This window comes from Candidatus Sulfotelmatobacter sp., from assembly GCA_036500765.1.
Taxonomy (GTDB): Bacteria; Acidobacteriota; Terriglobia; order Terriglobales; family Acidobacteriaceae; genus Sulfotelmatobacter.
In genome coordinates, this window is record DASYBM010000015.1 from 23,727 (window position 1) to 47,660 (window position 23,934).

The 23,934-nt window shown below is 57.2% G+C and carries 23 protein-coding genes; 17 read left to right on the top strand and 6 right to left on the bottom strand.

Going from position 1 to position 23,934, the window contains the following annotated elements; all coding sequences use genetic code 11:
- Nucleotides 1-58: 58 nt before the first annotated feature.
- Nucleotides 59-451, top strand: a complete 393-nt coding sequence (locus tag VGM18_16060; protein HEY3974519.1) for a hypothetical protein — start codon at nt 59-61, stop codon at nt 449-451.
- Nucleotides 452-1,239: 788 nt separating this feature from the next.
- Nucleotides 1,240-2,022 (top strand): Crp/Fnr family transcriptional regulator, encoded by a 783-nt coding sequence (locus VGM18_16065; GenBank protein ID HEY3974520.1) that lies wholly within the window; start codon nt 1,240-1,242, stop codon nt 2,020-2,022.
- 210 nt (nt 2,023-2,232) lie between these two features.
- On the opposite strand, the gene VGM18_16070 is transcribed toward VGM18_16065, so the two are convergent.
- Nucleotides 2,233-3,405: an AAA family ATPase gene (locus tag VGM18_16070; protein ID HEY3974521.1), complete on the bottom strand. Its 1,173-nt coding sequence runs from the start codon at nt 3,403-3,405 to the stop codon at nt 2,233-2,235.
- Between the two features lie 551 nt (nt 3,406-3,956).
- Here VGM18_16070 and VGM18_16075 point away from each other — a divergent pair.
- The 4 genes from VGM18_16075 to VGM18_16090 all read left to right on the top strand — a co-directional run bounded on the left by VGM18_16075 (nt 3,957) and on the right by VGM18_16090 (nt 7,276).
- Nucleotides 3,957-5,681, top strand: a complete 1,725-nt coding sequence (locus tag VGM18_16075; GenBank protein HEY3974522.1) for a putative glycoside hydrolase — start codon at nt 3,957-3,959, stop codon at nt 5,679-5,681.
- A 145-nt stretch (nt 5,682-5,826) separates the two neighbouring features.
- Nucleotides 5,827-6,057 carry a type II toxin-antitoxin system Phd/YefM family antitoxin gene (locus VGM18_16080; protein ID HEY3974523.1) on the top strand — a complete coding sequence of 77 codons (231 nt, stop codon included), beginning with the start codon at nt 5,827-5,829 and terminating at the stop codon, nt 6,055-6,057.
- Nucleotides 6,054-6,458, top strand: coding sequence for a type II toxin-antitoxin system VapC family toxin (locus tag VGM18_16085; GenBank protein HEY3974524.1), 405 nt, complete (start codon nt 6,054-6,056; stop codon nt 6,456-6,458). Before VGM18_16080 ends, VGM18_16085 begins: the two co-directional genes overlap by 4 nt.
- A 242-nt stretch (nt 6,459-6,700) precedes the next feature.
- Nucleotides 6,701-7,276 (top strand): aminodeoxychorismate/anthranilate synthase component II, encoded by a 576-nt coding sequence (locus VGM18_16090; GenBank protein ID HEY3974525.1) that lies wholly within the window; start codon nt 6,701-6,703, stop codon nt 7,274-7,276.
- Between the two features lie 97 nt (nt 7,277-7,373).
- On the opposite strand, the gene trpE is transcribed toward VGM18_16090, so the two are convergent.
- Nucleotides 7,374-8,855: an anthranilate synthase component I gene (trpE, locus tag VGM18_16095; protein ID HEY3974526.1), complete on the bottom strand. Its 1,482-nt coding sequence runs from the start codon at nt 8,853-8,855 to the stop codon at nt 7,374-7,376.
- A gap of 247 nt (nt 8,856-9,102) precedes the next feature.
- Here trpE and VGM18_16100 point away from each other — a divergent pair, with 247 nt between their 5' ends.
- Together VGM18_16100 and VGM18_16105 are read left to right on the top strand one after the other, a co-directional pair.
- Nucleotides 9,103-9,924, top strand: coding sequence for an MBL fold metallo-hydrolase (locus tag VGM18_16100; GenBank protein HEY3974527.1), 822 nt, complete (start codon nt 9,103-9,105; stop codon nt 9,922-9,924).
- Nucleotides 9,925-10,058: 134 nt separating this feature from the next.
- Entirely contained in the window at nt 10,059-10,556 is a 498-nt protein-coding gene (locus VGM18_16105) for a hypothetical protein (GenBank protein ID HEY3974528.1), read from the top strand.
- Nucleotides 10,557-10,656: 100 nt separating this feature from the next.
- Here the strand turns inward: VGM18_16105 and VGM18_16110 are convergent, their stop codons facing one another.
- Nucleotides 10,657-11,001, bottom strand: coding sequence for a hypothetical protein (locus VGM18_16110; protein HEY3974529.1), 345 nt, complete (start codon nt 10,999-11,001; stop codon nt 10,657-10,659).
- A gap of 422 nt (nt 11,002-11,423) precedes the next feature.
- Between VGM18_16110 and VGM18_16115 the strand changes: the two genes are divergently transcribed.
- From VGM18_16115 to amrA, 6 genes are all read left to right on the top strand, one after another.
- Entirely contained in the window at nt 11,424-11,972 is a 549-nt protein-coding gene (locus VGM18_16115; protein ID HEY3974530.1) for a hypothetical protein, read from the top strand.
- Nucleotides 11,973-12,358: 386 nt separating this feature from the next.
- Entirely contained in the window at nt 12,359-13,636 is a 1,278-nt protein-coding gene (locus VGM18_16120) for a Glu/Leu/Phe/Val dehydrogenase (protein ID HEY3974531.1), read from the top strand.
- Between the two features lie 94 nt (nt 13,637-13,730).
- The gene (locus tag VGM18_16125; GenBank protein HEY3974532.1) at nt 13,731-14,081 is read left to right on the top strand and encodes a helix-hairpin-helix domain-containing protein; all 351 of its coding nucleotides are present in this window, start codon (nt 13,731-13,733) and stop codon (nt 14,079-14,081) included.
- A gap of 439 nt (nt 14,082-14,520) precedes the next feature.
- Complete coding sequence (locus tag VGM18_16130) at nt 14,521-15,606, top strand: VCBS repeat-containing protein (protein ID HEY3974533.1); 1,086 nt, start codon at nt 14,521-14,523, stop codon at nt 15,604-15,606.
- A gap of 78 nt (nt 15,607-15,684) precedes the next feature.
- Nucleotides 15,685-16,362 (top strand): CDP-diacylglycerol--glycerol-3-phosphate 3-phosphatidyltransferase, encoded by a 678-nt coding sequence (pgsA, locus tag VGM18_16135; protein HEY3974534.1) that lies wholly within the window; start codon nt 15,685-15,687, stop codon nt 16,360-16,362.
- Nucleotides 16,363-16,437: 75 nt separating this feature from the next.
- On the top strand, nt 16,438-16,989 hold the full coding sequence (gene amrA, locus VGM18_16140; protein HEY3974535.1) for an AmmeMemoRadiSam system protein A: 552 nt from the start codon (nt 16,438-16,440) through the stop codon (nt 16,987-16,989).
- 40 nt (nt 16,990-17,029) lie between these two features.
- On the opposite strand, the gene VGM18_16145 is transcribed toward amrA, so the two are convergent.
- The 3 genes from VGM18_16145 to VGM18_16155 form a co-directional block, all read right to left on the bottom strand.
- Nucleotides 17,030-17,314 carry a PIN domain-containing protein gene (locus tag VGM18_16145; GenBank protein ID HEY3974536.1) on the bottom strand — a complete coding sequence of 95 codons (285 nt, stop codon included), beginning with the start codon at nt 17,312-17,314 and terminating at the stop codon, nt 17,030-17,032.
- A gap of 125 nt (nt 17,315-17,439) precedes the next feature.
- Complete coding sequence (locus VGM18_16150) at nt 17,440-17,646, bottom strand: type II toxin-antitoxin system VapB family antitoxin (protein ID HEY3974537.1); 207 nt, start codon at nt 17,644-17,646, stop codon at nt 17,440-17,442.
- A 108-nt stretch (nt 17,647-17,754) separates the two neighbouring features.
- On the bottom strand, nt 17,755-18,705 hold the full coding sequence (locus VGM18_16155) for a hypothetical protein (protein ID HEY3974538.1): 951 nt from the start codon (nt 18,703-18,705) through the stop codon (nt 17,755-17,757).
- A gap of 281 nt (nt 18,706-18,986) precedes the next feature.
- On the opposite strand from VGM18_16155, the gene aroE reads away from it, so the two are divergent.
- The 3 genes from aroE to VGM18_16170 all read left to right on the top strand — a co-directional run bounded on the left by aroE (nt 18,987) and on the right by VGM18_16170 (nt 23,805).
- Nucleotides 18,987-20,549, top strand: coding sequence for a shikimate dehydrogenase (aroE, locus tag VGM18_16160; GenBank protein ID HEY3974539.1), 1,563 nt, complete (start codon nt 18,987-18,989; stop codon nt 20,547-20,549).
- Nucleotides 20,550-20,771: 222 nt separating this feature from the next.
- A complete protein-coding gene (locus VGM18_16165) occupies nt 20,772-22,778 on the top strand; it encodes a hypothetical protein (GenBank protein ID HEY3974540.1) in 2,007 nt (668 codons plus the stop codon).
- A 280-nt stretch (nt 22,779-23,058) separates the two neighbouring features.
- Nucleotides 23,059-23,805 (top strand): GvpL/GvpF family gas vesicle protein, encoded by a 747-nt coding sequence (locus tag VGM18_16170; protein HEY3974541.1) that lies wholly within the window; start codon nt 23,059-23,061, stop codon nt 23,803-23,805.
- The last annotated feature ends 129 nt before the right edge of the window (nt 23,806-23,934 follow it).

Genomic DNA, 23,934 nt, shown 5'->3' on the forward strand with positions numbered 1-23,934 from the left:
TTTTCTAAAATGCGGTACTCTAGCGCAACGGCTGGAACCGCCGAGGGGGAGGTTCTCGTTGGGCTTCGTCATTGATTTCGACGCCGGAAACAGACTGCTTCGCGTCACTGTGAAAGGCAACCTCGACGACGAGATTCTCCTCCACGCCTACGAATCGATCGAACGATATGTCGCCTCTCACCCACCCTGTCGCGGGCTGGTTGACCTTTCCGCAGTCACGAAGTTTGAAGTTTCCAGCAAGGGCGTGCGTGCGCTGGCACGGCGTCCTCCCGCCATCCCGCACGGAGAAATGCGGATCGTTGTCGCCCCTCTCGACTCGGTATACGGTATGGCGCGCATGTTTCAGATTCTCGGCGAACTGACCCGTCCCGATCTCCACGTGGTTCGTACGGTCGAGGAAGCCTTCCGTTTACTGCAAGTGGAGTCGCCGGAATTTCGCATCATCGATTAGAATTTCAGATAATTGATTATCAGATAATCGATTAAAGGATGCGGACTTGAACACGCGTCAACCTGCTCGTCGCGAGGCTCGCTGATCACCGTCTCCATTGGTTCTTGCCTTCGCATTTTGCCTCAGTCGAGCGCAATAGCAGTCTTCATGGACTGCTTGGCCCTGTTCGTCTGTATTTGCCGTTTCCAGGCACACAGGTTTCTTGCAGATCGTACAATGGAGAAGGCCCGGCATCGACGACGAGTCGACCATCTCAAAGTCTCCCCACAACTTATGAATTCCAATGTAAAGAGGTCCTAATTCGGATCGTCAAAGAAAACGTAGCCCTGCACACTTGCTGCAAGTGCACTGAAAGAGTGGATTCGAAGCCATGTCCACGTGTGCGCAGCGGGAGCAGATGTGCCCCTCCGCCTGATCCAGCTCCGCCATCGCCCTGAACTCGCCGGCCTCGACGCAGTACGGGCAGCGGATCACTCTCGCTTTTATCCGAACTCCTTCCCCGTCGAGGCGTGGGTTCGGCAAAATGTACGATTTGATTTGAGTTGGTTTCCTGGCTTCACTCACAGGCTCACCCCGACGGCTACTTTTTCTGCGTTACTGGAATGTTACGCTCCGCTCCGCCAGACCGTCTGCACGCTGCGCATCCTACGTATGTTCGTCAACGTACATACAGATAGATAAAAGAAGTGTAGGTTGGATTGTCTCGTTCAGCATCGTTCCGCCATAGGCCATCTGGCAACGGTTCCGTGCGAAATCAGACGACCGACTTTCGCTTTTAAGGAGCGCGTTTGGCTAGAGTTGCTCTCCCTCGTTCGCTTAGAGCTCCGAAGCTGTCTACCGATAAAGCATCTGACAAAGAAGACGGAGATGGCAGAGACATAGGAAATGTCATTCTGCGGGACCTTCCCCGTAGGGAAGCCGCACAACTGTTCCCGGCGCTCGAATTCGTCCGCCTCAAGCTGCATCAGGTTTTGCACGAGCCCAGCGAGGCCATTCGCTCAGGCTACTTTTTAAATAACGGACTCGGCTCCGTCCTTACCATTCAGCCCGATGGCAAGAGCGTCGAAGTCGGCCTCATCGGGAAAGAAGGATTCATCGGTGTTCCGATCGTCTTCGGATTCAAGACCAGCGGTCTCCGCGTGGTCACCCAGGGCGATGGCACCGCGTATCGAGTCGACGTAGATACTCTGCTCAGAATCCTGCCCGACTGCCCGGAACTTGAAAAACACTTGCAGCAGTTTGCCATGATGCTCGGGATGCAGTCGACACAACTCGCTGCGTGCAACCGTCTGCACGGCGTCACCGAACGCCTGGCGCGCTGGCTCTTGATGAGCCACGACCGCATCGGGGGTGCCCATCTGCCCTTGACTCAGGAATTTCTATCGCAAATGCTCGGCACTCGCCGGGCCAGCGTGACCGTGGCGGCCGGCGCGCTCCAGAGGGCCGGCATGATTCAGTATTCCCGCGGCAGCGTCCGCATCCTGAACCGCCAGAAGCTCGAACAATCCGCCTGCGACTGCTACCAAGCCATCGAACGCCAAAAACAAAAATGGCAAGCCGAAGCGGTCTAGGACCGATTTTCGTGGAGGAGCGGCCCTCGTGGAAGATCGGCCCTTCAGGGCTGCGTCAGCCGTGGCCATGATGGAGGGCTTTAGCCCTGGGGCCACCTGCCGTTCACAATGCCGCTTCCAAAGGAAAAAAGGCGCCGGAAAGATTCCGGCGCCGGAGTGACATACGACTCGCGAGATGCGGTCAAGCGAGAAGGGTAAAACTCACAAGACTTATTTGCTCTCCGCCACCGAAGGCGAAGGGCCGGTGCCGAAGTCGCGGCGATTGTTCACCGCCGTACGCGCCGCCCTGACATTCGGCTGGCTCGCGGCCGCTGCTCCGTAGCGCTCCAGCAGCACCGGAGCCATTGTGTTCTCGGCTTCTTTCACGAAGATCATCTTGTTCTGCGAAGCCATGTCCACGCGGACGAAATCTCCCAGCTTCACCTGACCGGTCGCGACCAGGTTCGCCAGCGGGAAAACCAGATTGCGCTCGATCGCGCGCTTCAAGTGCCGCGCCCCATACCGCGGGTCTGTGCCTTCCTTCAGCAAATACTCTTTCACCGCCGGCGTGCAGTTGAAGACGAACTGGTTCGTGCCCGCCGCCATCAGCACGCGCTGCTGCACCATCCCAAGTTCAATGTCCAGAATCTGCGACAGATGCTCATCGCGCAGCGTCTTGAACACCACCGTCTTGTCGATGCGGTTCATGAACTCCGGCGTAAATTTGCGCCGCGCCGCTTCCACCGCGGTGCGCTGAATCTTGTCGTCGAACGATCCGTTGACTTCCACGACTTTCGGAGCGAAGCCGAATCCGCCATCCACCAGATCGGTCATTTCCGATGCGCCCAGATTCGACGTCATGATGATGATGCACTGCGACATGTCCACGCGGCGGTTGTCGCCCAACGTCAGTGTCGCTTTGTCGAGAATTCCCAGCAGCAATTGCCACAGCGAATCCGACGCCTTCTCAATTTCGTCAAACAGCAGAATCGACAGTTTCAGCTTTTCCGTGAACCACTGGTTCAGCGCTTCCTGAGTGAGCAGAGGATGCGTCTCGCGATGTCCCAAATATCCCGGAGGCGAACCAATCAACTTTGCAATCTCGTGCGAATGCTGGAACTCCGCGCAGTCAATCTTGATGCATGCCCGCGAGTCCCCGAACAACGCCTCGGCCATGGCCTCGACCACGCGAGTTTTACCGGATCCCGTGGGCCCCAGAAACAGCAGGTTCCCCACCGGACGCCCCGGCGCATTCAGCCCCGCCAGAAACATCTGATATATCTCGACGACCTTCTCTACGGCTGCGTCCTGCCCCACAATGCGGCGGCGTAGCGCGGCATCAAACTCTCCAGCATCGTTGCTGCGGCGGTTCGGATCGAGCACTGTTGCGAGATTCGTTCTCATAAAGTGATTGCCAGGAGATTCTAGCCGGAGATGTCAGCCGGGCTCCCGGTAATTTTTCCCTTTCGTGAGGCCGCCATTTCGTCGGCTCTTCGTTCTCTAATTTTCCGGAAGTCTTAACCCCTACTCTCTGGTCTATTCTGGAAGCATTCACCAGTTCAGTTCAGCTTCCAGCATCCGGCTGCCAAGGAAATAAGCAACCGGCTGGCCACGTCCCGACGGCGTTCTGTAATCTTTGCAACACAAACAAATATTGCGACTTAGCGCAACTCCACCCGTCTTCTCCACTCCCCAACTAGGAACCTCAACACCTCAAAGAGCAAACCTTTGCACCATCAAGGAAGGAATGTGGCGAGCAGCCTGCCCTGAGCCTGTCGAAGGGGCCGAGGCCAAGCAGCCTTGGTACGGGCACGAAATTCCCACCGCGCTCTTGCACCAACTGAGAACTGAGACTAAGAACTTCGTCTTTCCCAACCGTGTTACATCCCCCGTAACTAGCACGCCACCCAACCCGCGGCTACTATCGCACACAGGTAGGCTTTTGGGAGGAACGCTTGCGCCTTTCGTCGGTTCGCATCGTCTCTGGCATTTCGTGTCTCTTGTTCGGCGCCGCCGCGTGGCTGGTAGGCTCGGGATCCACGTCCGACTTCACCGCCAATGCGCAGACTTCCAAAGTAGCGTCCGCCAAGCCCGCCGTGTCTTCCACTGCCGAACCGGCACAACTCCGCCCCGTCAGCGCGACTACAGCGAAACCCGCGAACATTCCGGCGCTGCCCATTGCAGCCCCCGGCACAGAAATCTACATCGCAAAGCGCGGAGAAGCTATACCCACGATAGCCCGCCGCTACCTTGGGAAGACCAGCTACCTCACGTCGTTCGACCTGGCCGATGCCATCCGCGCCGTAAATCATAAACCCGACGCCTCCAATATCCTCAAGGCCAACGAGAACATCGTGATTCCGGGAATCCTTGCCGCTCCCATCACCGAGAAAACGATTCCCGTGCCCAAAGATTTTGAAGTCCGCGCCATTTACCTGACCGGCATCATGGCCGGCAGCCCCCACGGCATGCGCATCATCAAGCACTGGCGCGAGGTCGGCGGTAACGCCGTCGTCTTCGACATCAAAGACTCCGACGGCAGCGTGACCATTCCCTTCGAGCACCCGCTGCTCGGCCCGCACCAGGTCTATATCCACGACGTGCCAAAGTTCGTGCGCTTCCTGCACCAGCAAAACATGCACGCCATCGCCCGCATCGCCATGTTCCGCGACGAGCACCTGGTGGTGAATCATCTTGAACTCGCGGTTCAATCGAGAAAAAATAAGCAAGCGTGGCGTGAAAACGGCAAGCTGGTCTGGACCGATCCCTCCAATCCCAAAGTGCAAGATTATGACATCGCCCTCGCCAAGCACGTAGCCCAACTCGGCGTCGACGAGATCCAATTCGATTACGTAAGATTCCCCGCCGAAGGCGACCAAAAAGACGCAGCCTTCGTCTACCAGAAAGATCAATCCGATTCGGCAGCATCCGACGACTCCCACGTGGGGACGGACGCATTCGTCCGTCCCGCGACGGCGAAGCCGAGCAAGACCACCACGGCAGCGGAAGCAGGAAACCCGAAGCTGGAAGCCAAGAACCCGAAAACCGGAGGCCGGAAGCCGGAAGCCGCCCCCCGCGGTCCCCAACGCACTGACGTCATCACTGCCTTCCTGAAAAAGGCCTACGCCGAACTCCACCCCACCGGCGTCCTGCTTTCCCTCGACGTCTTCGGCGTAATGGCCTGGCAACGCCCCGTTGACCTCGCCCACACCGGACAGGACATTGTCGGCATGGCCCACTACTGCGACGTCCTCAGCCCCATGATCTATCCCAGCCACTTCTTCGGCATGGACAACATCGCCCACCCTGGCGACGAACCCGCCCACTTCATCGGCGAATCCATGGACCGCTTCGAATTAATCACCAAAGGAAGTGGCGTGGTGATCCGCCCCTGGCTGCAAGCCTTCCACTGGCGCACGAAAACTTATTCACCCGAATACATAAAAATTCAAGTTGAAACCGCCAAAGCCAAAGGCGGCATCGGATTCTTATTCTGGAACGCCGCCAACGACTACTCCAAGCCCTACCAAGCCATGCCAGAAATGAAAGCCGCCGACGCCAAAGCCGCATCTGGAGCGGGATCGAAAGACAAAGATAAATATAGAGACAGTTCGAGATACTTCCGCGGCGACGAACTGCCAGTGGCGACAACGCAAGCCGCATTAACTCCGACGAACTAAGAACAATCTGTCATCCCTGAGCAAAGCGGGTCGGTGAACGAACCGAGCCGGCTTGCGCAGTCGAGGGACTTTGGGTCACCTTTGTCATCATGCCACTTGCATTGCGCTTATAGTCATTATAATATGACTATATCGAGGGTACCCAATGAAGCAAATGCCAGCCGGCCAATTCAAAGCCCGATGCCTTGCCGTCATGGATCAGGTTCTGCAGAGCGGAGAGCCCGTGCTGATCACCAAGCACGGCAAGCCCGTAGCCAAACTCGTCCCCGCTGAAACGCAGGCCGACGACATATTTGACTATATGGCAGGCAAGGCGCAGGGCGTTGGCGACATCGTCGGTCCTGTCACCCCACTAGAAGATTGGGAGAGCAAGTGATCCTGCTGGACACTCACGCCCTTTTCTGGATGGCCACCGATTCCAGCCGGTTGTCAAAACAAGCCCGCGAGGCCATCCGCCAGGCTCGGCATAACGGAGCCCGACAAGAGACGGGAATCGCTATCGCGACCATCAGCCTGTGGGAACTCGCCTGGCTGGCGCACAACGGACGGATCATGGTCGTAGGCAGCGTCGAGTCGTTCGTCCGCGAAACCATCTCTCGCGTTATCCTCAAACCCGTGACCGCCGAGATCGCTGCCCTCGGCGTCCGCCTCCCCAAAAATTTCCCCAAAGACCCCGCGGACCGCCTGATCGCGTCCACAGCAATCGTAGAGGGCATCCCCCTCATCACTGCTGACGCCTCAATCCGCCAATCGAAGGTAGTCCAAACCATCTGGTAGAGTCACCTACCGGCCAATCCCTGTCTCCAGCGCCATCCCGCCGCGCTATCTCGGTCATCCCGAGCGCACCAGGTCGGCGAGCGAAGCGAGTCGATCTGCGCCGTTGAAGAACCTGCTTTCCCAGTAGTCCACTACTCCATTAACCGCGCCAAAACTCATCCCCGCCCACGAGTTTTTCTGTAATCTATTCAGAAGAGGGCTGACGTCCGACGACTGACGCCCAATTTCTCAAGGTCTGTATTTTGATTTTCATACTCGACAACTACGACTCGTTCACCTACAACCTGGTGCAATACATCGGCGAACTCGGTGCAGAAGTCGAAGTTCGCCGCAACGATCAGATTACGGTGAGCGAAGTCGAGGACTTGCAGCCCACGCGGATCGTCGTCTCCCCCGGCCCCTGCACGCCGCACGAAGCCGGCATCAGCGTCGACTTGATCCGGCATTTTGCGGGCAAGATTCCCGTGCTCGGCGTCTGCCTCGGACATCAGGCCATCGGCGAAGCCTTCGGCGGACGCGTGGTCCGCGCTCCGCACCTGATGCACGGCAAAACCAGCGCTGTCATGCATGACAATCGCACCGTCTTCCAGGGCCTGCCCATGCCGATGACAGCTACGCGCTATCACTCCCTCATCGTGGAAGAAAAAAATCTCCCGACGGAATTAGAAGTCAGCGCCTGGACCACCGAAAAAGACGGCATCCGCACCATCATGGGCCTGCGTCACCGGAAGCATGCGGTCGAAGGCGTGCAATTCCATCCCGAAAGTGTTCTAACCGACGCCGGCAAAAAACTCATAGAAAACTTCCTGACGCTGTAAGCACTGCGAATCACGTGCCCCCAGGGCGCATTCGTCCGGGGGCGAAACTCCAACCTTTAGTGCGTTCGGACGAATGCGTCCGCCTTCGCCACGTGTATCATTCGCCGCCCCGTGCTTTCGCGACAGCTCGCAGCACGGCCTGCGCTTTATTCATGCTCTCCTGAAACTCCCTCGCCGGATCCGAATCCGCGACAATGCCCGCGCCCGCTTGCAAGTACGCTTTCTTGCCCCGCATCAGCAGCGTGCGAATGCCGATGCACGAATCCAGATTGCCCGCGAAGTCGGCGTACAGCACCGATCCGCCATAAACCCCGCGGCGCGTGGGCTCGAGTTCTTCGATGATCTGCATGGCGCGCACTTTTGGCGCGCCACTCAGCGTGCCCGCCGGGAAGCATGCGGCGAACGCATCGAGCGCGTCAAGATCGTTGCGCAGCGTGCCTTCCAGCGCCGATACCAGATGCATCACATGCGAATAGCGCTCCACATACATCAGATCTTTCACTTTCACCGACCCATATTCGCTGACGCGTCCCAGGTCGTTGCGACCCAGGTCGACCAGCATCACATGTTCGGCGCGTTCTTTTTCGTCGGTGCGCATCTGCTGTTCGAGACGCAAATCTTCCGCCTCGTCACGCCCGCGCGGATGCGTGCCCGCGATCGGACGGTATTCCAATTTGCGTCCGCTGACCCGAACCAGCATTTCCGGCGACGACCCCAGAATGTGCGTATCGTTCATCCGCAGAAAATAAAGATACGGCGACGGATTCACCTGCCGCAGCGAGCGATACAAATCAAACGGCGCAACCTCAGGAGTGAAGTCGAGCCGCTGCGAGAGCACGACCTGAAAAATATCGCCCGCGGCAATGTATTCTTTGCAAAGCGCCACGCTGCGCAAAAAAGTCTCGCGCTTTGCGCCCGCGTGAACTTTAAGTCTGCCGCTCTTAACTTTGTTCGATTTGCGCCACAGCGCCGGACTCAACCCTCCCGCCAGTTTCCGCTCCAGCGACGCGATGTCGCGCACAGCGCGGTCATAGGCACGCCGCGGATTCTCGCGTTTCACATCGGCCGCGGCGACAATGTGAATCTGATGGCGCAGATGATCGAACGCCAGCAGCCGGTCGAAGAACATCAGCTCAGCGTCAGGCAGCCCTAGATCGTCTTTCGCGTGCTCGCCAATTCTTTCCAGCTGCCGCACCACGTCGTAGGCAAAATATCCCACCGCTCCCGCCGTAAACGGAGGCAAACCGGGGACGTTGGCCGGACGATGCTCTCGCAGCAATCTTTTTACGACCTCGAAAATATTCTCCGTAACAACTTCGCGCCGGCGTCCGCGCTCAATCTCGACCGCTCCCTGCGCGGCTTTCACCCGCATATAAGGCCGAGCGCCCAGAAACGTGTAGCGCCCAATCTGCTCGCCACGCTCGACTGACTCGAGCAGGAAAGCGTGCGGTTCCTTGTCGGCGATTGCCAGGAACGCCGACACTGGCGTGAGCAAGTCGGCGCTCACCGATTTGACCACCGGCACCAGCGTAGACTCTCGCGCCAGACGCGAAAATTGTTTGAAATCCGGCTGTAGCATGGGGGGCTTCATTATAGAGGAGGCTGGTCAGTGGTCAGTGCGCGTAGCCCGGGACGCATTCGTCCGGCGGGGCCAGGCATTTCACCTCAAGTTGCGGGCGGACGAATGCGTCCGCCGCTACGCGCGCTGATCCCTAATCCCTGCCGCCTGCCTCTCAAACTTTGGTCACTTGTTACCTCGCGATCACCCGCTAAAATCCCATATATCCCGACTATTATGAATATCTTGGAGTAGCGTTACCAAATTTATGCGAATCAAGTTTTGGGGCGTGCGCGGCTCTACGCCCACGCCACAGGCCGAGAACCTGCGCTACGGGGGCAACACCTCGTGCGTGGAGGTGCGCGTTGGAGATCAGATCTACATCTTCGACTGCGGCACCGGATTTCGCGTGCTGGGGCACGAACTGCGACGCGAGTTCGGCGCGCATCCGTTCGCCGCGCATGTTTTTGTTTCGCACTTCCATTGGGACCACATTCAGGGCATGCCGTTTTTCCGTCCGCTCTACGAGAACCGCGACAGCCAGTTCATCTTTCATTCCTCGGGCCGCAAACGCAATTTGGAGCAGGTGATGGCCGAGCAAATGGCCGCGCCGTACTTTCCCGTCGATCTCGACTACATGAAGGCCAAGCGCTCGTTCTACAACATCGAAAACGGCAGCGTGCCGATGGAAAACGGCGTCAAGATCAAGACGGAATATTTGAACCATCCGCAAGGCTGCCTGGGATTTCGCCTCGAAACGAAAGACGGCGTGCTGGTCTACGCCACCGACAACGAGCCCGGCGATGCGAACTTCGACAAGGCGGTGCGCAAGCTGGCCGAAGGCGCCGACATTCTGATCTACGACGCGCAATATCTTCCTGAAGAATACGAAGCCCGCCGCCGTGGCTGGGGACACAGCCACTGGCGCGAAGCCGTCAACGTGGTGATGGAAAGCGGCGCCAAGGATTTGATCCTCTACCACCACGATCCCGACCACACCGACGCCATCGTCGACAAAGTGGTCGAGGACGCCCGCAGCTACTATCCAAAGGTTCGCGCCGCCGCCGAAGGCATGGAAATCCTGCTGTAGCAGCTTTCCGCCTGATCGGTCGCTGGTCGTCGGTCGTCGGTCGTCGGTCGTCAGTCGTCGGTCGTCGGTCGTCGGTCGTCGGTCGTCCAACGGAGAGGTTCCCACCGGCAAATCTGCGGTGGTAAACTGCGCGTATGGCTGCCAAAAAGAAAGCTGCGAAGAAGAAGCAAACGAAATCCAAAAAGAGTGCTGCTGGCAAGTTGACTGCGAAGAAAGTGGCGAAGAAAACTAAGCCGGCGAACAAGCGGGCGACTGCAAAAACAACGCCTGCAAAAATCGCGAGGGCAAAAGCCGCGCCGGCAAAAGTAAGAGTAAAGAGCAAGAAGAAAACTGCGGGCACGAGCGCCGTGGCTCGCAGGAGATCCGCGACCGAGCGCGTTCGGGAGAACAGAACATTCCGGCCAGAGCGCGAACGGGCGATTACGGGAGGACAATCGGGAGATTTGCAGGGATTGTCCGATACGGAAGGTGCGAACTCAGAGAGCGTCGATGAGTTGGTCGAGGAAGGAAACGCTTTCGAAGCCGACGCGGTACAGGGCGTAGAAGACGCCGACAACGCCGACGAGCGCGAAGTCCACACGCATGAAGTGCCGGAGGACGACGTTCCGGAGGAGTATATCGACAAAGAGTAGAGGGTCTGCCCAGGTCATCATTGCTTCGAATCTTTCCTTTGAGGTGACTTGTCCTTATTTCTTGAAGTCCGTCATTCTCGCCCTTCGCAGAAAAGCGTGCCTATTTCACTTTGCCCGAAACCTTTAATTGATAGTAGCGCCGCATGTATGCACGACGGGCAGCCCTGAAAGTCTCCGAGCTCTCGTGATCTTTCTTTCGGCACGCAATACCACAGAATCGCTGGTGTTTGAACTTCGCATAAAACCATCGACCGCACCTGCACGGTACTATGCGCTCAAGCAAGCCAAGCTTGGCCAGTTCAATGGCATTGTGGATGGCTACGGATTCAATTGTTGGGCGTCTTCCGGCCACTGCGCCGTCGTCGAACACCCACTCTCGCCCGTGATTTATATAGAAGGCGACGCTCGTCGGATATTCGTCCAGCCGAGCATTAAGCTCAGTCATCAGTCGATTCATTCGTCTCGTCGGACGATTTATGAGGTCCCATGATGGCGCGGCTTCGATTGCCTTAATGACGTCCCGGAAGTTGTCGATGAAATCCAGTACCCGATCCCGCGAGGCAGCGCTCGCTTTTCCCCATCCCTCTATTGGTGCCCTGTTCAGGCACGCAATTAGGTACGGCAGCCCCGGCAACTTTCCATACCTCCGTTTATTTTCTAACGGACGGCTTGTGCCTATAGCCATATTTAGAAAAGTATTACCGTTCGAGCCGAAGGTCAAGGCACGCTATGTTCATGGCAAATCGTACCTCCTGTGAAAGTTGCTCGCCACCGGATTCGCTCGGAACTGAGGTTCAAGATATAATCGATTTCGTATCGACTGGTGCTTGCACCGTCCGATTTAGCTCGGGAGTCGATGCCGTCGCCGTGGCGACGAACTTCTTAATTGTCGATTTAGGAGATGAACGAATGGCCCTTAAGGTAACCTCGCACGTCCCGCCTGTCGAAAAAATCCAAGCGTCTTACAAGCAGCTTTCCCTCGCCGCGGTCTCCCTCAACGCCGCATCTGATGCCCTAGGGGAGGCAGTTTCCGTCTTTGATGCCGCGCTGAAGCGGCTCAACCTCGGCGTATCCGCCTGGGTAACCGTGAGTGGCAATGACGAAGAGGACGGCCAGTGGTGGAGCCGAGACATCGGCTACACGCGAATCGGAGATAAATGGGGTATCGCGCTCAAGGCGGCCAATGGGGATCATGCCGTTCCGGAGCGAGATTTGGTAGAAAAGTGGCTATTCAATGACGCCCCCCGTTGGATGCGCATAGAAGCCGTTGGGAGAATCCCCGACTTGCTTGACGCGTTGCTCAGGCAGACCGAGGATACAACGAAAAAGATCAAAAGCAAGACTGAAGAGGCGTTGGCGCTGGCCGAGGCGATGGGCAAGGCGCTTGAACAAACTCAGGCTGAAGGGCGGGGGTGAGAAAAAGCCATGCCCAAAATCCTTGATGAGCTTCCAGAGATCGTAAACCGCGTCTTCGATATTCTTGATCTGGTCATCGTTCGTTTAACGCTTTTAGGTCTAGCGGCACTTGGCGCTTATGCTGTCCTGCGAAGGTAAGCGGCCTAAATGCAGAGGTGCAAACTTGCCTGACGCGCGAGGCCGGATCAGCGCGAGATTCTTCGCGTCGCCCGAAAAACGGCTGCGCTCAGGGTTGACATCGCTATAAAAACGCCAAACCTCGACGTACACTCCGCTTGCTTCCCTGGCATCCCGGCTCATATACTCGGAACGTTTGCCTGCTCCGACCGGGGGACCTTCCCGGCGTCGGGCTGACCCAACCTGCATTCATTCCGGAGACTATTTTTATGACGACGATCGCGACGCCCCCGCACGTGGATAAAGAGAGCAATCCGTGGGAATCGCAGCGGGCGCGCTTTGACCTGGCTGCGCAGAAACTCAATCTGGACGAGGGGCTGTGGCGGGTGTTGCGCTATCCCAACCGCGAGCTGACGGTGTATATCCCGGTGCAGATGGATGACGGGCATCTCGAAGTGTTCACCGGATTTCGGGTGCAGCATTCGATTGCGCGCGGTCCGGCGAAGGGCGGCATTCGCTATGCACCGGACGTTACGCTGGATGAAGTTCGGGCGCTGGCATCGTGGATGACCTGGAAGTGCGCCGTGGTAAACATCCCATTCGGCGGGGCGAAGGGCGGCGTGATTTGCGATCCGCACAAGATGTCGATGGGCGAGGTCGAGCGCATGACGCGGCGCTATACCTCGGAGCTGATCGAATTTATCGGGCCGGAAAAAGACGTGCCGGCGCCTGACGTGAACACCAACGAACAGATCATGGCGTGGATGATGGATACCTATTCCATGCACATGCGGCAGACGGTGACGGCGGTCGTAACCGGAAAGCCAATCAACATAGGCGGCTCGCGCGGGCGGCGCGAGGCCACCGGGCGCGGAGTGATGGTCGTGTGCGATGAGGCCTGCGCGAAACTCGGCATTGCTCGCGAAACCGCGCGCGTGATCATTCAGGGCTTCGGCAATGTAGGGTCGAATGCAGCGGTCCTAATGCATCAAGCCGGATATAAAGTGATTGGCATCGCCGAAGTCGGAGGTGGGCTGCATAACAAGAACGGCATCGATCTGAAGGCTCTGGTGGATTATCGGCAGAAGAATGGCACCGTACACGGATTCCCCGGCGCGGAAAAAGCGGAATCCGCTGACCTGCTCACGACCGATTGTGAAATTCTGATTCCGGCCGCGACCGAGAACGTTATCACCAGCAGGAATGCCGACCGCGTGAAGTGCCGCATTCTGGCAGAGGGCGCGAATGGGCCGACGACTTCGGCGGCCGACGATATTCTTACCGACAAAGGCGTGTTCGTGATCCCCGACATTCTGGCGAACGCGGGCGGCGTGACCACTTCGTATTTCGAGTGGGTGCAGGATCGGCAAGGATATTTCTGGAAGGAGTCGGTGGTGAACGAGCAGCTCAACGAGATTATGAAATCGTCGTTCGAAGACGTGGTGCGCTATGCGGAGACCCATCGCGTGAACAACCGCATCGCGGCTTATATGCTGGCCATCGATCGGGTGGCTTATACCATTCGGCAGCGCGGAATTTATGCTTAGGAGGGGGTTCATCGGGACGGCAGAAAAGCCTTACCGCAAAGGTCGCGGAGGAAAGGCCGCAAAGGTCGCTAAGCAGAGCTTTTAAGGAGTGCTAATGAAAACGATCGAACGTAAATTGATGGCGCAGATTGCGGTGCTGGTATTTGCGCTTTCGCTCGTCGGCGGCGTACCCGCCTTGCATGCCGCGACAAGCTCGGGCACTGCCGCCACGGCGGCAACTGCGGACGATAAGCTCGACATCAACACAGCGACCAAGGATCAACTCAAGGCCCTGCCGGGAATTGGCGACGCCTATTCGCAGAAGATCATCGACGGGCGGCCCTACCGCGCCAAGAACGAATTGGTGCAGAAGAAGATTATTCCGCAGGCGACCTACGACAAGATCAAGGACACGATCATCGCCAAGCAGCCGAAGAAAGATGTGATGGCGCCCGCGGCGAAATAAACATCGGTAGAGGGATCGACGACAAAATACAAATCTATTTTCTTGAATCCTCCGGTTGAGCACTCTTCCCAATTCGATGTTGAGACTCGTTCCAGTACTGTTTGCGCTTAGCGTCAGTCTATGGGCGGGAACGCGGCAGCCGGGTTATCCCGTGCCGCACGTGGGTGGGCCGACCGTACCGCAGTCGGTCGCACCCGGAGGACCGGATTTTACTCTCACCGTCTACGGAGCTAATTTTATTCCAGTTTCTACCGTGAACTGGAACCGTCAACCGCGAGCCACTACCTATATTTCCGCTCACGAGCTTCACGCAACTATACTTGCCTCCGATATCGCCGAGCCCACCGCGGGCATGATCACGGTCACCACAACGAGTCCGAAGGGTCCGATCACCAGCTCTACCTACTTTCAGGTTGAAGTGCATGACGCCAGGGCAACCATGGGCGCGACCACCGAGGTCACTTATTCAAACCTTGGCGCCTTTTACAATTTCGCGGCAGACTTTACCAATAACAATGCCGTTGGCCCCGTAGGAATCATGGGCGGCACTGGTACTTCCGACATCCTGGGAACGCTGATCAACAATGGAAAAGGCGCATTTCATCTGGGGGCGCCTATTACCAAGGCGGGATATCCGTATGCCGCGGTATATTCAAACGCCCTTGGTGATTTCAACGGTGATGGCAACCTTGATTTTCTCTATCTTATCGGACGGAATTACCAGAATACGCCGACCCAGTTGGCTGTCAGCTTTGGCAATGGCGACGGCACATTCGCACAAGGGCCAGCCTTCGGCTCTTTTGGCCCTATCGGGCCCGGCGTCCCAGATATCGTGGTGGGGGACTTCAATCAGGATGGTGTTCTGGACGTAGCCGCACTCGAAGGTGGAAACCGAAATACTGAAATGTTCCTGGGAATCGGCGATGGGACATTTGTCACAGGCAAGCCGTTGTATTCTGGCAGATGCGGGAACTTTATCGTAGGTGACTTCAACGGCGACGGCAAACTCGATCTTTTATGCTATGCCTTTGAGCAAGGCGCCCTCAATTTCGACTTCCAAATTATCTTCGGCAACGGCGACGGAACCTTTCAGACGCCACGGAGCATAGCACTCATCCCGTACCAAACTGCCTTTTCATCAACTTTCTTCGTCAACGATTTCAACAATGACGGCAATCTGGATATCGCGTTTAGCGCTCCGAACGAGCAACTCGGCATTCTACTGAACAACGGAGATGGCACCTTCCAATCGCCGGTTTATTATACGGTGGGCAACCAGAACGCTTTTGGGTTTGCGCTGGGTGACTTCAACAGCGACGGCAAGACGGACATCATCATAATTGAGAGCTTTCCACCAGCATTAGAGGTGATGTTAGGCAACGGCGACGGAACGTTCCAGAATCCGCAAGTGCTCCCCACGCCGCCCTTGACCAGCCTGGCATTCACGGTGGCAGATTTTAACAACGATGGATTACTCGACTTCGCCTTTCCGAATGGCGGCTTCTACCCCTGTTTTCAGCAGTAAGGGTTCCATTGCGTTCTCTGTTTCCGTGGCGCATAATCGAAACAGGATTCCGGGTGGGCGCCGGAGCCGACCCGCGTTGTGAACCTGCCGAACTCCATCACGCTGATTCGTATCTTCAGCATTCCTCTGCTGATGTGGATTCTGTCCAGCGGACGATTCAGCAGCGTGCATGGCGAGAAGGAATTGCTGGCCTCGGCGCTGTTCCTCGCCGCCTCCATGACCGATGGAATCGATGGTTACCTGGCGCGCAAACGCGGGCAGGTCACCACCATGGGCATCCTGCTCGATCCGCTGGCCGACAAACTGCTCATTGCTGCGGCATTCGTTACGCTGGTGCAGTTGAATCCCAGCCTGGTTCCGGCATGGATTGCCGTGATTGTGATAGGGCGCGAGTTCCTGGTAAGTGGCCTGCGTTCGATCGCCGCCTCTGAAGGGTTTACGATTGAAGCCAGCGATTTGGGCAAGTTTAAAATGGTGGTACAGATTGTCGCCGTGGTGGCGGTGATCCTCGATCACCATTGGCAAGAGTTGCCGGTTTATGGCCACTACATTTTTCCCATTCATTGGATCGCGTACCTCGCGATCTGGTTCATGGTGTGTGTGTCGCTGGTATCGGCGATCGATTACTTTGTCGCGTTCTGGTCGAAGATCGATCGGCGGGTGGTGAAGCGGCGACGCCGAGCCTTCATCCTCAGCCGACGCAGAAAGCCAGTGCCGCCCGCTCGGGCAGATGGCGATGTCGCGGCCTCGACCTAGTCCGGTGTACTTTACTCCGGTAAATTCTGGTGGACCCGGCCGCGGAAGTCTCCCCGAACGAATACGTACCCACCGATGGAATCCTCGCAGATTGAATACTCGAATGAAGAGCGCGAGTTGCTGCTTCGTGTGGCGCACGAGTCAATTCTTTCCGCGCTGGAAGGGCGCCAGATTTCGCTCGACGCGCCGAGCGATCATCTGGCCGGACCGCGCGGGGTTTTCACAACGCTCTATCGGAATGGCGAGTTGCGGGGATGTGTTGGCTACGTGCAGCCGGTCAGCGCGGTGTACCGGGCTGTCGCCGATACGGCGCGGGCCGCAGCGTTCGAAGATTCGCGCTTTTCTCCCGTAACGCTGCCGGAAGCCGACAATCTGCAAGTTGAGTTGAGTATCCTGTCTCCGCCGCGCCCCATCGCTGCCGAAGCGATTGAGATTGGACGTCACGGACTGCTTATCACCATGGCGGGGCGTCGCGGCCTGCTGCTCCCGCAAGTGCCGGTCGAGCATGAGTGGAACGCCACGACCTTCCTCGAACAAACCTGCCGCAAAGCGGGGCTGCCGCTCGATGCGTGGCGGAAGGGCGCGAAAATCGAAGCATTTACGGCCGAGGTATTCGGGGAGAAGTAGTCAGAAGACAACGATCGCCATCGGCTAGGGGACCGCTAGCTTATGGCGAGAATAGACGCAAAGGAATCACGCGGGTGTATCGGATAAAATCGCGGTCGGTGGTGAAAATCTCCCAACCGTGGCGCAAAGAAACTGCACACGTAAGCATATCGACCGGAGAACCCGCAATCCCGGACTGCCGACATTCGTTAGAGATCCGCGCCGCCTCTTCGTAGTCGAATGTGTCCAGATCGACATTCGGGAATTCACCCAAGTGGTCGCGAATCCGCCGAAATGTGGACTCCTCGCGAATCCCAGAGAGGACTTCCTGCCTCGTCGAGCCCAAGAGTTGTACCTGATTCTGTCTCACTAGCTGGTAAAGAGAGTGGGTAAGACGACGCTCAGGAGACGACAAGTCGACAGCCCGGCGGCGCAGAGATAGCGACCAGAGCGGTGTGTCGACCAAAACCATCACATACGCTTTCGGCGACGCTCTGCCTTGTAATCATAGGTCGGATCAAAATCGACAGTTCCGAAGTCGGAAAGGATTTTCAGCTGCTTGCGATGCCTGATGTACTCTTGAAGAGCCGTCGTCACAGCTTCTTTCTTGGTTTTATGGTTACCAGTCTTCCGCGCTTCTTCGATCAGCCGGTCGTCAATTGCTAAGTTGGTTGCCATGTGTAGATCATTACACACCGATATGTGTAAGAACAAGAAATCTCTCCCGAAAAAACAAAACCGGGAACGGTTCCCCGTTCCCGGCTCGACGCTTGCAACTCCAAAGACCTACTGCACGCTATCCGCTTCCACGCCGTCACCGGCGTGCACATCTTCCAGGGCGAATACGATCATGCCGGTGGCGGTGGTGTTGGTAACGCCGATGATCACGATCTCTCCGACCGCGCGGCGCGGCAGGTCGCGTACGTGAATGATCGGGCCGTTGCCCTTGGTGAACATGGTGGGATCGATCGACGGCGTCTTTTTTTGCGTGTCTTCGGCGATTGCGGCCTTGAACGACAACGAATCCACCGGATCATTCAGATCGGCCTCATAGGAGCGTACGGCGCGGAAGTAATCGCCGATCTTTACGCCCTGATTCGCGCCGAGGTTCAAATAGACTTTCTGCCCGGTGCCGAGTTGGGAGTCGAAATCTTTTCCCATCACAATGCGACCGGAGAGCCTATTGCTCGCCGGGAGAAAACGATCAAAACGGATAGGAGCGTGGAAGGTGATAGTCTGCTTTTCGGCGAACGGAATGGCGGTGTCGCCAGGATTGATGCCGTCACAGGAATATTCAATCTGCCCAATCGCAGTGTGGCTGCGGGTATCGACGATCTTTATCCGTCCCACTTCTTCGTAGGGCTGACCCGTTTCCTTCAGCAGTTTGCGCTGGCCGGGGAACATCTCGTATTCGTTGACGTCGCGCAGGGCGCGCACAATTTCGTACTCCGCGCCCGCGCTATAGCCGTTTCCCTGAAGATAGATCATGTCGCCGCGCACGAACTTCGTTGTGGTCGGGGTTTGCAGGCCACCGGCAACGAAGTTGGCATCAGGCAGGGTCTGTTTGCTGATGAATCCCGCACAATAAAGGTCGGCGTAGGTGGGAGCTTGCACCCGCAGGGTAGGAAATGTGGCCGTGGTGGGCGCAGTCCCTGACGGATCAGTCGTGGCTTCGTTACCGCTTTGCGCCCAAGCCGCCGTCGCAAGCAACAGCAAGAACAGTCCTGTTTTCTTCATGTTACCTCCGGAAGAGGAATCTATCTTCCCCGCCCTAGTCAAATGCCTGAAAAGAAAAGGCTTCAGCCGGAAGGTAACAAGCAGGTCCGGGTGGGTCAAGGTTACGAGGGTGTTGGGCACCGTTGGGAGCGCAAGGATTTATTGAAGTTTTTCGCCAGGACATTAATCCGTTGTTGCATAAGTAATTAAGGCCCTGTAATAATTCGCCGTTCATTAATTGGCCGTTCATTCGGTGCGCGCCGAGCCAAATTCTGGAAATCGGGTCCGCTGATTTTGGAACGATGAATTCCGCCCCTACATACACGCCCCGCCTTCTGCCTCTGCGCCTGCCACGGGTGTGCGTGGCGGTCACTGGCTCGGACCCGAACGACATGGCCGAGAAGGCGGAGGCTCTAGTCCGGGCTGATAACTCCTTTATCGAGTTCAGGTTGGATTACCTTCCCAAGCCCGGCTTGGCCATGCCCCGGATCAAGCGCTTCATGGAGTCCCATGCCGGTATCGTAGTAATCGCCACCTGCCGCCGGGTGGCCAGCGGGGGCAAGTTTCGGGGTTCGATCCTCTCTCAACTGGACGTTCTGGCCAAGGCTGCGGCCGCGGGCTGCCAGTTGGTTGACGTGGAATTGCAGACGGCGAGCAAGTGCAAGCCGGAACAGTTGAAAAAGCTCCGCACCCGGGCCGCGCTGATTCTTTCCTACCACGACTTCCGCGCTACCAAGAAGCTCGACGAAACTTTGGAGAAGATGCTGGCTTATCCCGCCGATTTCTACAAGATCGTCAGCACTGCCACGACGCTCGCCGACAACGTGACCATGATTAAGTTTCTGGCGCGCGAAGGCGACCGGCACTCTCTGGTCGGCATGTGCATGGGGGAGCAGGGGATTATCAGCCGCGTGCTGGGCGTTCGCGCCGGAAGCGTGTTTACTTTCGCTTCCGCAAGTGTGGGCGAAGAGACTGCACCGGGCCAGGTGACGGCGCAGGAATTGCGCAATGTCTATCGTATCGAGCGCGTCGATGTGGCGACACGGGTCTATGGCGTCGTCGGCGATCCGATCGCGCACTCGCTGTCGCCGGCGATCATGAATGCCGCCTTCCGCCGCGAGAACGTCAATGCCGTCTATCTGGCGCTCCACGCCAAGACGCTGAAAGACTTTCTGACCTGCGTGCGCGAGATTCCGATCCACGGCATCAGCGTGACCATGCCGTACAAGGAAGCGATCCTGCCGTATCTCGACAACACCGATTCGCACACAACAAAGATCGGCGCCTGCAACACCGTGGTTCGCGCCCAGGACGGCAAACTTTACGGCTTCAATACCGACGCTTCCGGCATTGTCCGCCCGCTGGAGCGGCGGCTCAATACTCTGGAGGGGGCGCGAATCCTCGTGATCGGCGCCGGCGGCGCGGCCCGGGCGGCCGTCTTCGGACTGAAGGAACGAGGATCGGAAGTTTATATCCTGAACCGCAGCGCTGCACCTGCCAAGAAACTTGCTCACCGGGCCCATGCCCGGATGATCAAGCGCGCGGATTTGAAGAAGCTGGCCTTCGACGTAATCATCAATGCGACCCCTATCGGCATGGGCAATACGCGCGAAACGCCGCTCCAGGATAAAGAGATCAATGCCCGCTATGTCTTTGATATGATTTATGATCCGGGCGAAACCAGGTTCCTGAAATTGGCCAAAGAACGGGGCGCGCAGATCATCCCCGGCATCGAGATGTTTGCCCATCAAGCCGCGCGGCAATTCGAAATCTGGACCGGGAAACCAGCGCCCTGGGACGAAATGCTGCGGGTGGTGCTGCTGGCCGTGCAGGAGCGGGCGCAGCGGTCGGCGGCGGGAAAGTAACGCCGGGGGTTTGGCGCAGCCGAACGCTTTCCTGAGAGCCGCCACGAAACAGGATGCCCCACCCGTGGCACTTTCACGGGTGGGCCGCGATGCTGATGGTGTCAAGAGATCTTCCTGATGGTCGTTACTCTTCCCTTTTCCGAAATGTCGGATTTGCGTGTTAGACGGCGGCGCGGACTGGAGTTGTTCTGTCTCTCATTCCTAGCCCTTTTCCTGGAATTGATGGTGATTCGCTGGGAGCCTGCGGTTGTAAGGCTGATCGCCTATTACGCCAATCTGATGTTGATCAGTTCTTTCCTCGGTTTGGGTCTGGGAGCGATCGTTGGAAAGACAAGAAAGTCGCTTTTTGGATGGCTGCCGGCTTTGCTGCTGATCAACGTGGCATGGCTGTTGATTGCCCATTTCATTACCCTGCCGACCACTGCTTCGGAAAGCAGGTTCTATACTCCAAATCCTCAACTCGTGCGTTATCTGAGCCTGGTAGGTATTTTCGTCACGAATGCCATTGTGTTCGTGCCGCTGGGGCAGCGGATCGGATCGCTCTTTGAAACTCTACCTCCGTTGCTGGCCTACTCCTGGGACTTGGGCGGCAGCCTTGCCGGGACGCTCTGTTTCGGTTTTTTCTCGCTGAAGTACTTTTCGCCGACGCTCGGAATCGGTTTCGTCGCGCTCGCGATCATTCTGCTTCTTCCGCGGGGAAAATGGTTGCGATCAGTCCCGATCCTCGTTCTGGCCGTGGCTGGGGTATATTTTTCGGTCAGTTCGAGCGCGATCTGGTCACCCTACTATTACATCGCGGTGGTCTTGCAGACCGATAAGCACGGGAGCGTTCCGGTGCGAGAGCCCCAACCGGGGTTGCGCACGATGCAAGATCCTCCGATCTACGATGTGAGAGTTAACCACTATTTTCTTCAAAGCGACGGCACCTTCGATCCAAGCCGGTATTCTCCGTCGAGGAGAGCTGAGATTCTCGACGCGCGATTGCAATACGACCTGCCCTACGCTGTGGCTCCGGCCCATCGACGAGTACTAATGTTAGGCGCGGGCGGAGGAACGGACACACAGATCGCGGTGCTGAACGGGGCCGAACAGGTCGATGCAGTGGAAATCGACCCGATGCTGGTGAAGCTATCGAACCGATTCAATGCTTCGGGAATTTATGAGAATCCGAAGGTCCACGTCCATGTCGAAGATGCCCGGGCTTTTCTTCGGCGTTCAGGTGGCGGATACGACATGGTGGTCTTCGGCTTTCTGGACTCACAGACCTTGTTCAGTTCGATGTCGAATATCCGCTTGGACGGTTATATCTACACCGTGCAAAGCATGCAGTCGGCGTTCCGACTGCTGAACGACAATGGGGTATTGTCCCTTTCATTCATGGCTGGACACGAGTGGCTCGCCCGCAAGTTGGTGCGCATGGTTGAACTCGCGACGAACCAGATGCCAGTTCTCTATGAAAGTCAGGGACAGGTAGTAATCTGCGCCTTCCGTGGGCAGCATCCGGACCCGCCGCCGCAATTCGGTCGCTTCGTTCGCACAGCTTTCCCGGCAGGCGACGACTTGTCCGACGCGGTCGCTCCCACAGACGATTGGCCCTTTCTTTATCTGTCTCGCAAGACGATTCCGGCGGATTACCTGATCGTGATTGGAATTTTGCTGGCGATCGCGATACCGGCGGTGTTCCTGCTGCGTGGCCGCGGGTTCGGCATGAACGACGGCCATTTCCTGTTTCTAGGCCTTGGCTTTCTATTGCTGGAGACCAAGAGCATCTCCGACTGCTCGCTCTACTTTGGCACTACCTGGTTTGTAACCCTGGTGGTTGTGGCGGGCGTTCTTCTTATGGTGTTGGCTGCCAACCTGGTGGCAATGCGCATGATCGGCTTCCGGATGTGGCTGTATGTACCGCTGATTGCCACTCTGCTGCTGCTTTATTTCGTTAGGCGCGACTCCATTCTGGCCTTGAGTTTCGACCAACGATTATTGTGGGCTCTTCTGGTTGTACCCCTACCGATCTTTTTTGCCGGCTTGATCTTCTCCACAACTTTCCGCCAAGGGTCGAATCCATCCTCATTCTTCGGCGCCAACCTGATCGGAGCCATGATCGGCGGATTCAGCGAGTACCTCAGCATGATCATAGGCAATCAAAACCTGATGTTCCTTATTATTGGAGCGTACCTGGTCAGTCTCGGTATCCAGCTGCGGCTGGTCAAGATGAGGGTGTCCTTGTAGGGATTCGTTGCACAGGTTACCCCAGTTTGATCGAGGGTGGGTCGGACCGGCCTCCCTCCCGGTGGAAAAGAAAGCTTCCGATGCTTTTCGCAAAGAAAAAGTTGCATTTTGATAGGTGCCCAAAGTAATATGCAGTTAGGGAACGTGATTGTTAGCGTTTCCGGTTCGTTCGGCCCTGTACCGCCCGATTATCCTGCTTCCTCGCTGTAACAAGCTTTGGCGAAAAACTCGACGTGAGAGACGGTCCGGTTCGTCTCCATCCCGGTTCGGAGAGTTCAATATGGCGTGGTACGCGTACTGTCTTACCGAGCACCAAACCCTCCCAAATGGAACCCGCACTCGCCGCCCTTTCCTGCTAGAGGGCGTTCAAGGAGTGAACGGCGCTGCGGTTCTGAGCTACCCGAGTGGCGAATTCGCGGTGATTGTCAGCGAATACGACCATACAGTGGGTGACCTTGACCACAAATCCGCGATAGAGCACGCCCGCGTGGTCAGCAACTGTTTCCGCAATTCCACCGTCCTGCCGTTCAAGTTCGGCACGATTTTCGACAGCGATGACGCGCTCCGCCAGGCCGTCCGGGTCAACCGGCGGGCTTTTGGAGTCAGCGTCGCCAAACTGCGCGGCAAGTCCGAAATGCACATTAAACTGATCGTGCGGGATGGGTCATTGCGCGAAGCCATGATCGACATCGAACTGCCAGACACGGTCGGCGGCGACTATCTGTCGAAGCTGAAGGTGAAAGCCTCCCGCGAGCGCGAGCGCCAGACCAAGGCGCGGGCTCTCTCGGTTCAGGTCCACAAGCTGTTCAATCCGCTCGAGGAGGAAGTCAGCTGCAAGAAGGTCGCCCCCGAGGGCATGTTGATCGACATTGCCCACCTAATCGACTCCAAGAGCATTGAGAAGTATCAGAACCGCTACACGACCGCCGCCAAGCAGTTGAAGAACTGCGAAGTCGCGATCAGCGGTCCGTGGCCTCCATATCACTTCCTGCCGGGCAAGCTGCGCACCGTAGCCGGCAACAGCTAAAGTTACAATAACGTTACATTCCCAAGAGCCCACGGCGAGTCAAAACCCGCCGTGGGCTTGGTGTTTGGGGGATTTCGTTGCCGGGAGTTTGGTAGCGGAGTGCATGCAATATGCATTGTTCTGCACTTG

Coding starts and splice junctions, on each gene's coding strand:
- VGM18_16130 (HEY3974533.1), top strand. CDS start 14,521: ATGGGCGCGACCACCGAGGTCACTTATTCAAACCTTGGCGCCTTTTAC.
- aroE (HEY3974539.1), top strand. CDS start 18,987: ATGAATTCCGCCCCTACATACACGCCCCGCCTTCTGCCTCTGCGCCTG.
- VGM18_16165 (HEY3974540.1), top strand. CDS start 20,772: ATGGTGATTCGCTGGGAGCCTGCGGTTGTAAGGCTGATCGCCTATTAC.
- VGM18_16125 (HEY3974532.1), top strand. CDS start 13,731: ATGAAAACGATCGAACGTAAATTGATGGCGCAGATTGCGGTGCTGGTA.
- VGM18_16170 (HEY3974541.1), top strand. CDS start 23,059: ATGGCGTGGTACGCGTACTGTCTTACCGAGCACCAAACCCTCCCAAAT.
- VGM18_16070 (HEY3974521.1), bottom strand. CDS start 3,405: ATGAGAACGAATCTCGCAACAGTGCTCGATCCGAACCGCCGCAGCAAC.
- VGM18_16105 (HEY3974528.1), top strand. CDS start 10,059: ATGGCTGCCAAAAAGAAAGCTGCGAAGAAGAAGCAAACGAAATCCAAA.
- VGM18_16110 (HEY3974529.1), bottom strand. CDS start 11,001: ATGACTGAGCTTAATGCTCGGCTGGACGAATATCCGACGAGCGTCGCC.
- VGM18_16155 (HEY3974538.1), bottom strand. CDS start 18,705: ATGAAGAAAACAGGACTGTTCTTGCTGTTGCTTGCGACGGCGGCTTGG.
- trpE (HEY3974526.1), bottom strand. CDS start 8,855: ATGCTACAGCCGGATTTCAAACAATTTTCGCGTCTGGCGCGAGAGTCT.
- VGM18_16080 (HEY3974523.1), top strand. CDS start 5,827: ATGAAGCAAATGCCAGCCGGCCAATTCAAAGCCCGATGCCTTGCCGTC.
- VGM18_16120 (HEY3974531.1), top strand. CDS start 12,359: ATGACGACGATCGCGACGCCCCCGCACGTGGATAAAGAGAGCAATCCG.
- VGM18_16150 (HEY3974537.1), bottom strand. CDS start 17,646: ATGGCAACCAACTTAGCAATTGACGACCGGCTGATCGAAGAAGCGCGG.
- VGM18_16100 (HEY3974527.1), top strand. CDS start 9,103: ATGCGAATCAAGTTTTGGGGCGTGCGCGGCTCTACGCCCACGCCACAG.
- amrA (HEY3974535.1), top strand. CDS start 16,438: ATGGAATCCTCGCAGATTGAATACTCGAATGAAGAGCGCGAGTTGCTG.